Here is an 11,418-nt window from a genome sequence, read left to right as displayed (position 1 = left end):
CGAACTTCCACGATCTAAAAGCGATCACAAGATCCTTAGTCTTGCGCGTCTGCCATTCCGCCATGCCCGCAACACATTCAATACTATAACCCAAAATTGAATTTAGCACAAGAGTTTTCTTAATCATTTTTATGTAAAAGCGGTTAATCTACCATCTGCTCGGTGACATATTTAGCGTATAAACTATGCTTTTGCATCAATTCGCGGTGAGTGCCATGGCCCGTAACTTTTCCATGTTCTATAAAATATATTTGATCGGCATTAACAATCGTAGCCAGTCGGTGCGCAATTACCAAAGTAGTTCTATTGACCATCAGTTTATCGAGTGCCTGTTGCACTTTTCCTTCTGATTCTGAATCAAGACTTGCCGTAGCTTCATCCAACATTAAAATCTTAGGGTCACGTAAAAATGCTCGTGCTATAGCTAAGCGCTGCTTTTGACCACCAGAGAGTTTAATTCCCCGCTCACCTATTTCGGTCTCCATCTGATCAGGAAATTCACGGACAAATTGATCCGCATAAGCCAAAGAAAGACCACGCCAAAGGTCTTCATCGGTCATCTTTTTAGTTAAACCATAAACCAAATTTTCCCGAATAGTTCCAGAAAAAATGGCGCTGTTTTGAGAAACATAGCCTATTTGAGAACGCCAATTTGCCAGGTCAATATCTTGAATGTCCTGGTTTCCAATAGTAATTTGACCACTATCTGGTTGGTAAAACCGCTCCAGCAGTGCAAAAATAGTTGACTTGCCTCCACCACTGGGACCAGCAAAAGCAATTACAGAATTAGGCCGCGAAACAAATGAAATTGATTGTAAAACAGGTTCGTTTTTGACATAACTGAAACTTAGATCTTGCGCAGTTAATGTTTTATTAGTTAAATCGCAGGTCTGTTGACCTAAATTCTTTTCAGACTCTATTCGTAAAATTTCCTGGATGCGTTCAGTTGAACCCAAGGCTTTTTGAATCTGAGAGAAAAAGGTGGCAAAATTCGCCACGGGCCCAATAACATTAAATAAGTACAGTAAAAAAGCCACTAATGAACCACTTGTTAAAGAACCTTGACCAACGCGAATAATACCAAAAGCCAAAATACCGGCAAAAGCCGCCATCATCAAAGTCATAATGATTGGCTGTAAAACAGCTTCGACGCGTGCGTCTAAAACCCCAATGGTGAAAATTTTCTTGATTCTGTGATTACCAGCCTCCTGCTCTTGTTTTTCGCCGTTACTGGATTTAATTAAGCGCACCTCAGATAACTTTTCACTGACCTCACCATTAAATTTGGCCGTTTCCGCTTGTAGTTTACGTCCTAGTCTTACCATTATGCGACCAACTGGTAATAAAATTACTACCACAATAGGAACAACGACAAACATCAAGGCGGCCATTTCCCAATCCATCACAAATAAAATGATTAATGAGAAAAATAATTGGATTGCTCCGGTAATAAAATTAGGAAACTGCGAAGCCAGTAAATCTTTTATTATTCCCGTATCATTGACTAGTCGCGAGCTGCTTTCACCCACTTTATTAGCATCAAAATAAGTAACAGGTAATTTTAACAGGTGAGCCCATAAGCGTTCACGCAGTGTCTTGACTACGCTTTCACCAAAATAGCGCAGTACGTATCCGCCCAAAGTTCCTAAAATTAGCTGTAACACAAAAACCACGATGATAATAACTAAACTTGAATAATTAAAGTTATCCCATTTACTAGTGTCCACCAGCTCTCTGGTTAACAAAGGTAACGCTAAGTTGGCCGCACTTGTGATAAGACTAAGTAATAAGCCAATTATGAACAAAGACTTTTTCACATTTAAACTTTTTAGCAGGTCTAAAAAGTCACTAATTTTAACATTTTGCTTTCCATCTTTACGTGACTTAAATGCCATAAAAGATACCGGCTTTCCTTATTTAGACTAAATAAAAAAGTTTTTCAATGATTGAAAAACTTTAATCATGTTGCTAATTATAAATCTTCATCTTCATTATGCCAAAATTTTCGCCAAAAGTCGCGGTCATAACCGTGCATCTTATCATAATTGCAATAATTTCTGTTAAAATCAGCGCGAGGGCAGTCATGATGAAAGTGATGCCGTTCATGCATATGATGACACATAGCGCGCATATCTGATCTTGAAAAATGATGCTCAGCGGCATATTCACGCCATTTTTTAATTCTTTCCATCCGATAAGTAGGGTCAACAAAAGAACTGGCTTTATCCTTGAAATCATCATCCCAGCCCGCAGCAATTTTTTGCAGATACTGACCGAATTGGTCTTGCTCTTCTGCAGTTAAACCGGCAAAAAATGGCGCAGTATCTTGCTTGTCTTTTTGTTCAGCCAACTTTGTGGCCTTTTCTTTGCCATTTTCTGTAAGGTAAACTCGTTTAACCCGTTTATCCTGCTCATCAACTTCACGTCGAATATCGCCTTTTAACTCCATCTTTTTCAACAGTTCTGCTAAAGAGCCCGGCTTCAGAGCTAAAATCTCAGCCAGATAATTTTGAGTTAAGCCGTCTTCCAACTTTAAGACTGCTAAAACTCGTTTTTGACCAGATATTGGTTCTTTGTTCTGAAGCATGTAGTAGCGACTGGCACGCATAATAAAATGAAGTTGTTTCATTAATTGATCACTTGTTTGACTCATAATTAAGCTGATATATAAAACATAGAAGAAAGCAGAATTTCTTGTTTTTTCTACTTTCCGAAAGAAAATATTTTTCCTTTCTTTATTTTACTTACTGTCGTCTTCATTAGTTTTCTGATATCTCTCTCGAGGTGATCACATTGACTAACTCTTACAGCTTGAGGACATATCCTGCCCCATTATTACTTTTTACTTGGCTAGTGCTAATAAATTACGCACCGCATTTTCATCACGATCAGCTTTATAGCCACACTGATAACAAATATACTCATTGTGCTTAGTATGGTGCTTAACATTGCCTGCTAGCGTGATCTTTTCTGGACCAGTTTTAATGTAACCACAGTTAGCACAACGTTGTGTGGATGGGTATAAGCGGCTTGCTAAAACCAATTCTTTACCATACCACTTGCACTTATAAACTAATTCCTGCCGAAACTTTCCAAACATTGAACGATGTAAACCTTTATATGCTATTCCCATTTTCATTGCTTTAACATCTAAATCTTCAATGACAATTTGATCGTAATCAGTTACTAACTTAGTCGTGAACTTTTGCAGTGAATCAGTTTGAATATTATTAACTTTACGATAATCACGTTGCAGTTTGTTTTTCACTGCTTGGTAATTACAACTTTTAAGAGCTGTTTTTAAACCATTTACTGTTCGCTTACGTGCCAGTTGACGTTGATAATGTTTGATACGCTCATATAGTTTAACTAGTTTCCTAGGTAAAACTTGTAAGTTACCGCCTGTCCAATTAAAATGACCAACATTTACATCAACTGCAGTTTTTTGACCAGTTTTTGCCTTTACCTTAGGCTCAAATTGATAAGTTAAAGCTGCTGTATAATGTCCGCTCTCTTTTAAGATACTAACGGTTAACAATTTCGTCATTTGTAGCTTTTCTGCTAATTTAATATCAAACCAGTCTTCTTTAACCACTCCTCGAGGACGGTCTAAACGTAATTTGCCATTAATAATCTTAGCTCGATCTGTTTTAAAGCCTTGACGGGCCGCCTTTTTGCTTTTGAATTGTGGCTTGCCCCAATCAGGTTGAGCTTTGTCAAAAAAATTCTGCCATGCCTGTGCCAAGTCTTTAATTGCTAATTGCAAGCAACGAGCTGATAATTTATCTTGCCAATCTTCTTTGTTAGCGACTAATTCATTACGTACTCGATATTGGTTGGGCTTAGGGTTATCTATTGGATTAATGGTATTAGCTTCATACATATCATTCCAAGTAGCTAAGCCCTGATTCCAACAATAACGACGATAGTCGCACAAGGCTACAAGCTGCTTAGTCATTATCTGATTAGGACATAATCTGACTAATTGAGTTTTAGTTACTATCATCAGTATCTTCCTCAACTAAGCTTTTATCAGCTTCCAAATGCTTCTTATACTTACGTAATCCGTATAAGCGACAAGAAAAAACTTGAATGATACTTACTAAGTCATCAACCAATTCTTGATCAGGAGAGGTCTTTTTACGATTTAAAACAATTATTTTAGTACCATGCCGTTCACAAAAACCAGCAAACCAATCATAACCAAAACGAATAAAACGATCTTGATAGGTAATATAAATTTCACTTACTTTACCTGCTTCGACTTCTTCAAGTAGCTTATTCCAAGCTTTACGCTTGTAATTTAATCCGCTGCCAATATCAGTTATTGCTTCATCCATAATAATGCCCTTGGCATTTAAAAAAGTTTGAATAAAATCAATTTGATTTTGCAAATCTTTCTTTTGCCCATAAGTTGAAACTCGAGCATAAGCGATAATTTTACCTTTCTGCTTACTACCGGATTTATGCAAAATTTGTTCGACTTGTTCTTCAGTGTAATAGCGACGATTAGTTGGTGTGCGGTGTGCAACTAATGTTTTATTACTATCCCACTTTTGTAAAGTACGGACAGTAACACTAAGCAATTTAGCAATTTAGCAATTTCACCAATCTTATAGCTAGCCATATAACAATCCTTTCTATGTTTTGTTCTTTCTTAAGATTATTATATAGCAATTGCCTATTTTTAACTATAATATTCTATAAAATTATAAACAGTTATTTCCCTCCTTTAAACTAAAATAGCAAATTGTTAGGTACCTAATATGTTTTACAAGTTAATTATAGTTTGGTACCTAACATTTTGTCAAACCAAAAATTTTAAAATTGTTTTTAAGTCACCTGTGGTCAACCAGTTTTAATTTACCTTTACAATGACCACACGCATATTGTCGTATATTTAGCCGGCGAACTCGCAAATACTCTTGTCCGCAAACTGTGCAAACGTATAAGTATTTTGCTTTGCCTTTGCGTCTAAGACCAATATCTGGTGTATATCTTGATCCGCCAACTTTATTAAGCAAAGCTTTAAAGTCATGGTCTTGATGACGATATCCTCTGTGATTTAAATGTAAGTGATAATGTGTCAATTCGTGCTTAATTATACCGATCAACTCTTGGTAATATTGCGGCACTAAAAAATGCGCATTAATTTCAATGTGGTGATCACCTAAGTGATACCGACCACCAGTTGTTGTCATGCGCTTATTAATTTTTACTTGGTGCTTAAATCGTTTGCCAAAATATTTGAGAGAAACTTCTTCCACTAAGTTCTGCAATTCTTCTTCAGTCAGATTATCTGAAAACTTTGGCATATAGTGCTGCCTCTTTTTTCGTTTTGATCCTGACTTTCAGAGCCGTCACTAATTTTCTCTTTAACGGTTTAGTTCCTTCCATCCATGTGCCGGTAAAAACATGGATGGTCTTTGACTGCGCAGAAGGATTACAAAGTACGCCATCCGGATAAACGTGAATACCCGTCTTTAGCTTCTGTTCTTGATTATTGGGCTGTGCGCCATATTTATTTTTTAAAATGTCAGATACGGAAACAGTATTAACTCCTGCCAGTTGGTCTTGTTTATTAAAAGTAAAATTACGGTCATCGTAATAAGAAAGCATGTCTTTAATCAGTGGATGACCTTTTTCAGCTCCAAAGACTGCTGTAAAAGGATTATCCTTATTTTCAAAACCGACAAAAGCCCTATTATTTAACAAATCTTGTAAATTATCCAAAACCAAAACATCCGTATCCAGATAGATACCGCCCATTTCATAGACTGCTTTAGCTCGAATGTAATCTGAAACAAAGGCCCATTTTTTAGCCTGATATGCTTGTTCTACATATTTATTTTCGTGAATATCAAAATTGTGTTCGTTCCATTCGATAATTTGATAATCCTGCAAGTGTTTTGACCAGGTCTTCATGCAACGTTGAATATTCTGTGGTTTAGGGTTACCCCCTACCCACACATAATGAATTATTTTGGGAATCATTTATTAACCTCTGGTAAAAAAATTTTTCAATAATAAAATTATGTCTTGGTTAAAATCGAGTTTTAATAAAAACATTAACGCGATATATAAAACAAACATAATGATCGATTTGCAAAGCATATTAAGAAATGCCGAAGCAAACATTTGGGGTAAAAGAAGACCCACTGCCAAAACAATAACGGCAATTATAAAATACTTAGGAATTTCACGAAAAGAGTATTTAAAATCATAGCCATCCCGCACAATCCACAAACGCAAAAGCAAAACTATAAACTCAGTTATTAGAATTGCCACCATAGCACCTGTTGCACCGTATAGTTGATCCAGAAAGTAGCTTAATATTACTTCCAAGAAAGCACCAACTATGACTGGAATGGCATAATCGCGATCTCGATGATTGGCAAGCGCAAATTGATTGGCAAACACACCGCCAGTTGGAATCATAATGATAGTTAAGGTAAAGAAAAACATCAACTGTGTCATGGGAATGAATTTATGACCGAAAAAGAAAGGCACAAATTCCTTGGTATTAGCCATAATAATAACCGCAAACAAAGTGCCCAGCATAACCGTCGCTTCAAGGGACTTTTTTAAAACTATTCGTTGTTCTTTTTTCCCTTCACCCGCCATTTTAGGCATGATTACCAAGGATATACTAGTGACAATACCCAAAACCATGTTAGAAATTCTTTGGGAATTGTCATAAAAAGCAACCTGCGTCGAATTTTGAAAAAGACCCAAAATAGGTTTATCAAGAGAGGTATAAATTTGGGTAGCAATTTGGGGAATTAACAGGGTAATGATTGCTTTAACAGTCGCGCGGTATTGATAAAAATGCTTGACCGGCCCACCAACATAACGGTGAATGTCAAACCAAAAAACAAATGAACCCAGCATTGTTGAAACTGACATGATCAACATGTACTTCCAGAGATCACCCGGACTTTTTACCCATAATAAAATCAGGATAACAGATACCAGCTTAACCGCAGTATTTTTTAAAACCACACGGCCAAAATCAGCTAATCCCTGAAAAAGCCACGAAATATCAACCTGGGCAGAAATAAGATAGGGCACCATTAATAGTAAATATTGCCCATACTTAATCTTAAAAAAGCTGGTAACAGAAATGACAATCCCAATGGTGACAAATCCCGCTATGGCCTGAAAGTACCATAAGCCCCAGAAGGCCTTGGTTAAATCCTGCTCGCTGCCGAAGGCTCTAATCTGAGAAATTGTCCTCATCCCAATATAGGAGACTGAAAGAGTACAGAAAATCATTAAAAACTGAACAATATTATTAACGTTGCTGTAAATACCATACGTTTTGGGACCCAAAATTCTTGAAAGATAAGGAACTGTTATTAACGGTACTAATACAAGAAAAATTTGGTAAACCGCATTATATAGAATATTTAAAAAAGTTCTTTTCACAACTTACCCTCTAATACTCTTTAACAACTCAACTACATTTACGCAACTTGATTGGTTCTGAACCTGGTTCGTTAATTTCAGCCAGTAATGCCGTTTCGCACTGTATTGATCTGGCATTGTCAGTGCTTGCATAAGCTCATACTGCGTCTTTACACAGAGTCCAGGTACAATTTCTTCGTAAGGACCCATTAAGAGGCCACGCTTTTCTTCATATTGCCGCAAATAATTGGTCACAAATATTATCGGCTTATCAATATTTAAATAATCAAAGTAAATTGAGGAAAAATCAGTAATCAGAAAATCAGTATTACCCAAAAGCTCATAAAGGTCAATATCTTGCTGATATAAATAGGCATTATTAAGAAAGGCAATATTAGAATAATTACTCTGCAAATGCTTAAAAAGTTTCATTTCATAAGGATGCAGTTTCACTACTAAATACTGGTGATTCTTTTTTAACAAATCATTTAACTGCTCACTGTTAAAGTCAGACAGCGTTAAAAAATTACCCTGTTGAACCTGATTCATAATTTGACTGTCTTCCATTTCATAACGAAATGTTGGCATATAAATACCAATTTGCGCCTTATCATCCTGAGTTTTAAATAAATCACTGAGAAGCTGTTTTTTACTAATAACTGGGTTTTTCAAAGCATCAATACGAGGAAAACCCGTTTTGTGATACTTATTAGATTCAATTCCGCAGCAGGCACTCATCAAGCTTTCATACAAATCGCTGCTTGAACAAACTATATCAGCATTCTTTTGCCATAACTTAGCATTGCGCAGGTCAACTTTGGAATTAGTGTTATTGGCCATGAAGCCCATGCGTTTAAGGGGTATACCGTGCCAAAACTGAATATTAACCTGCTTTGCATGAACTTTAAATGGCTGATGTGTGGTCAACACAAATTTAGCAGCACCAATGTCTCGCCAAGTTTTAAGTGGTAAATGTGAAGATGGCCAAGGTTCCACAATAGTAACTTCATATTCTGGATGGCTTTTTTGCAAATATTTACCAAACAAATAGCCATTTGAACCAGAACGACCTGCACCATTAAGAACAACCACTTTATTACTTTGTATTGGTGTAAAACGAGCAATTATTTTCATTGCCGTCAAATATAAACGAAACAAAAAATTTTTCATTATTTAACTTCCCAAATTCTTACCTAGTATAAGGGTACAGAAAAAGCCTGAGATAACTCAAGCTTTTTTACTTTATTTTTTAGTTTTTTAATGATTAATGTTTAAAGGGACTATCAAAACCCGTTTTAATTTGATTTACATTGTCTCAGAAATTAATTACTATAAAATAGAATTTATTATAGTTTTAAACTTGAAAGGCAAAAATGCATACCCAAAACACTGTACCTAATAAAGTATTAGTAACATATTTAGTAATTTTTTATGCTTGGTGGACGGTCGAAGAACTGGCTTACTGGGGTTATACCAGCAATACATTAGCACAAGTTATAGGAAGCTCTTTAGTTAAATTTGTTACTTGGAGCATTCCAGCATTTATTTTAATTAAAAAGTACTCTCATCAGCTTAAAATTGAATATCCTCAATTATTCAAAAATCGCTTTCGTTTGTGGCCCTACTTACTGGGAATCTTAGTAATGATTATTTATCTAATGATATTACTCTATTTTGAAAATGGTGGGATCAAAATAAATCCGCAATTTAGACCTAGCGATTTTATTGATAAATTTTTGATAGTTGGTATTACTGAGGAATTAGTATTTCGCGGCTGGCTTTTAAACGCCCTTCTTAAAAAAATGCCAACTTGGGTTGCCTTAATCATCAACAATCTATTATTTTTATGTATTCATTTCCCTATCTGGTATCAAACGCATACTTTAGTGGCCAACTTTACCTCAGGCGGCTTTATTACTGTTTTTGTTTTAGGAATCATTTTCGGCTTATTATTTATTAAAAGTAAAAATATTTGGGTACCAATTGTATACCACATGTTATGGGACATAATTGTGACAATATTTTAAAAACAAAAAGTCAGTAATAAAAACTGCCTTTTTAATAAATTGCCAGGGGCTCTTTGTGTTCAGGCTTAGGATACGCTTGTTCTAAAATCTGCAAATCTTCCGGGGTTAGCTCAATATCTAACGCTTTCAGGTTAGATAATAAATGCTTTGAACTGCTGCTCTTTGGTATTGCCAAAACATCTGGTTGGTGCATGACCCAAGCAAGTAAAATTTGATAAGCACTTGTCTCGTATTTCTCAGCAACTTTTAAAACGGCCTCATTTTTCATCATTGTACTGCCCATTTTTGGTCCACGTCCTAAAGGACTATAAGCAATCAGTGGAACGTGATACTCTCTTTGCCAAGGTAAAAGACTATATTCAATTCCCCTGGTCTCTAAATTATATAAGTCCTCATTAGCAACGCAGTTTTGTCCTTCTGGCAGTTGCCATAATTCTTCCATATCGTCTATATCAAAGTTTGAAACTCCCCAAGAGCGAATTAGTCCCTCATTTTGTAAAGCTTGCAACTCTGAAACGGTCTCAGACAACGGTACCATTCCCCGCCAGTGATAAAGATATAGATCCAGATAATCGGTTTGGAGTCTTTGCAAACTGTTTTGCAAACTTTGCCGCATCTTTTTGGCAGACGCATTTTGCGGTAAAACCTTGGAAATCAAAAAGATTTTTGCCCGTGGATACGGTTTAATGGCCTCACCTACCAACTCTTCAGAGCGACCATTTCCGTACATTTCAGCAGTGTCAATCACACTTAAGCCTGCATCAAGACCTGCTCTGATTGCTGCTATTTCTTCATCTCGAATCTTGGGATCATCTCCCATTTCCCAAGTGCCTATTCCTAACGCTGGTAATAATTGATTATTGATTCTTACTTTTCTCATAAAATGGACCTTCTTAATTAGTTAAATAATTATATTTTGAAACAAAAAGTTGTTGAATTATACTTTTATATTCAATGTATTAATATAAAATAAATTATAAATACTAATACCCTTTAAGCTAATTGTAGCACTTGACAAGAAAGATTATTAACCTGCAAGTTATTTTTGAATTTAGTGCAAGGCAGCTTAGCTAAAAATCAAATTCCTTTTGTGATAACTTCACAAGCCAGCAAATTGTTTTTTACAAAATAACAATATAAAATCAAAAATAAAAGGAAGAATAAACATGACTAACAATTTAAATAGTTCATACAAAATATCTGGTAAAAAATGGCTGATAATATTACTCTCAAATTTGATAGCATACTGCTGTTTGATTATGCCAGGTGTGCAAATCCCAGACTCTCTAATTTTTGACGAAAATCATCCCACTTTAATAGCAGCAGGCTTTCAAATTTTAGTAGTAACTGTTTTTTTGGTAATTCAAATAATCGGAGTTCAAATTGCTACTGGACGTAAATGGCAGCAATTATTTCATACTCCTCATGCTAAAGAATGGTTGTGGGTGCTAGTCTTTTTCATTTTAGCTTATTTCGTATCCGTTGTTTCAGGAGCGATTTCTCAGAAGTTATTTGGCTCTGTTTCTGGCAATGCAGCTGCTGGACTAACCATGAGTACACCCCACGTTTGGCTCATTTTCATTTATCAGCGCTTCAGCAGTGCTATTCAAATATTGGGTGAGGAGTTTTTAGCAATTATGCCTCTATTAGCTGTGACACAGTTAGCTGATTCTATTCACATGCCACACCCGCTTTTCTGGGGCAATATTGCTTCAGCTCTGATTTTTGCTTTACTTCACTTGTCAACTTATGATTACAATCTGGGTTATGTCATTTTAGGATTAGCATTTACACGTCTGGTTTTAAACTGGGCTTTTATCAAAACGCATAATATCTGGGTAAGCTTCTTAGTCCACTTCTTATTCGACACCCTAGCTTTCCTAGTTTTATTATTAGTTACAAAGTAAAAATAATTATTGACTAACAAAAAATGATAGCTGTTGACCATAATTCCAGCTATCATTTTTTTATTAATCTTTATGCC

Annotated in this window: 11 protein-coding genes; 2 read left to right on the top strand and 9 right to left on the bottom strand. The window is 35.8% G+C overall.

Annotation, left to right across the window (positions count from 1 at the left end; translation table 11 throughout):
- Positions 1-143: 143 nt before the first annotated feature.
- From Q0K80_RS08880 to Q0K80_RS08845, 8 genes are all read right to left on the bottom strand, one after another.
- Positions 144-1,895 (bottom strand): ABC transporter ATP-binding protein, encoded by a 1,752-nt coding sequence (locus Q0K80_RS08880; RefSeq protein ID WP_294605551.1) that lies wholly within the window; start codon positions 1,893-1,895, stop codon positions 144-146.
- Between the two features lie 77 nt (positions 1,896-1,972).
- Positions 1,973-2,653, bottom strand: a complete 681-nt coding sequence (locus Q0K80_RS08875; RefSeq protein ID WP_294605549.1) for a MarR family transcriptional regulator — start codon at positions 2,651-2,653, stop codon at positions 1,973-1,975.
- 189 nt (positions 2,654-2,842) lie between these two features.
- Positions 2,843-4,006 carry a transposase gene (locus Q0K80_RS08870; protein ID WP_294605547.1) on the bottom strand — a complete coding sequence of 388 codons (1,164 nt, stop codon included), beginning with the start codon at positions 4,004-4,006 and terminating at the stop codon, positions 2,843-2,845.
- Entirely contained in the window at positions 3,993-4,595 is a 603-nt protein-coding gene (locus tag Q0K80_RS08865) for an IS607 family transposase (protein ID WP_294605555.1), read from the bottom strand. The genes Q0K80_RS08870 and Q0K80_RS08865 overlap by 14 nt, the downstream gene beginning before the upstream one ends.
- Before the next feature lie 243 nt (positions 4,596-4,838).
- Positions 4,839-5,294, bottom strand: coding sequence for a SprT family protein (locus Q0K80_RS08860; protein ID WP_294605553.1), 456 nt, complete (start codon positions 5,292-5,294; stop codon positions 4,839-4,841).
- Between the two features lies 1 nt (position 5,295).
- Positions 5,296-5,994, bottom strand: coding sequence for a glycosyltransferase (locus Q0K80_RS08855; protein WP_294605545.1), 699 nt, complete (start codon positions 5,992-5,994; stop codon positions 5,296-5,298).
- Positions 5,995-5,997: 3 nt separating this feature from the next.
- Positions 5,998-7,428 carry an oligosaccharide flippase family protein gene (locus Q0K80_RS08850; RefSeq protein WP_294605543.1) on the bottom strand — a complete coding sequence of 477 codons (1,431 nt, stop codon included), beginning with the start codon at positions 7,426-7,428 and terminating at the stop codon, positions 5,998-6,000.
- Between the two features lie 3 nt (positions 7,429-7,431).
- Positions 7,432-8,577 (bottom strand): CDP-glycerol glycerophosphotransferase family protein, encoded by a 1,146-nt coding sequence (locus tag Q0K80_RS08845; protein ID WP_294605541.1) that lies wholly within the window; start codon positions 8,575-8,577, stop codon positions 7,432-7,434.
- 203 nt (positions 8,578-8,780) lie between these two features.
- Here Q0K80_RS08845 and Q0K80_RS08840 point away from each other — a divergent pair, with 203 nt between their 5' ends.
- On the top strand, positions 8,781-9,434 hold the full coding sequence (locus tag Q0K80_RS08840; protein ID WP_294605539.1) for a type II CAAX endopeptidase family protein: 654 nt from the start codon (positions 8,781-8,783) through the stop codon (positions 9,432-9,434).
- A 31-nt stretch (positions 9,435-9,465) separates the two neighbouring features.
- Here the strand turns inward: Q0K80_RS08840 and Q0K80_RS08835 are convergent, their stop codons facing one another.
- A complete protein-coding gene (locus tag Q0K80_RS08835; protein WP_294605537.1) occupies positions 9,466-10,314 on the bottom strand; it encodes an aldo/keto reductase in 849 nt (282 codons plus the stop codon).
- Between the two features lie 286 nt (positions 10,315-10,600).
- On the opposite strand from Q0K80_RS08835, the gene Q0K80_RS08830 reads away from it, so the two are divergent.
- Positions 10,601-11,341 carry a type II CAAX endopeptidase family protein gene (locus Q0K80_RS08830; protein ID WP_294605535.1) on the top strand — a complete coding sequence of 247 codons (741 nt, stop codon included), beginning with the start codon at positions 10,601-10,603 and terminating at the stop codon, positions 11,339-11,341.
- The last annotated feature ends 77 nt before the right edge of the window (positions 11,342-11,418 follow it).

Origin of the sequence: uncultured Lactobacillus sp. (genome assembly GCF_945290125.1) — a bacterium.
GTDB classification, from domain to species: Bacteria; Bacillota; Bacilli; order Lactobacillales; family Lactobacillaceae; genus Lactobacillus; species Lactobacillus rizhaonensis.
This window is presented reverse-complemented; position numbering and strand designations above follow the sequence as displayed.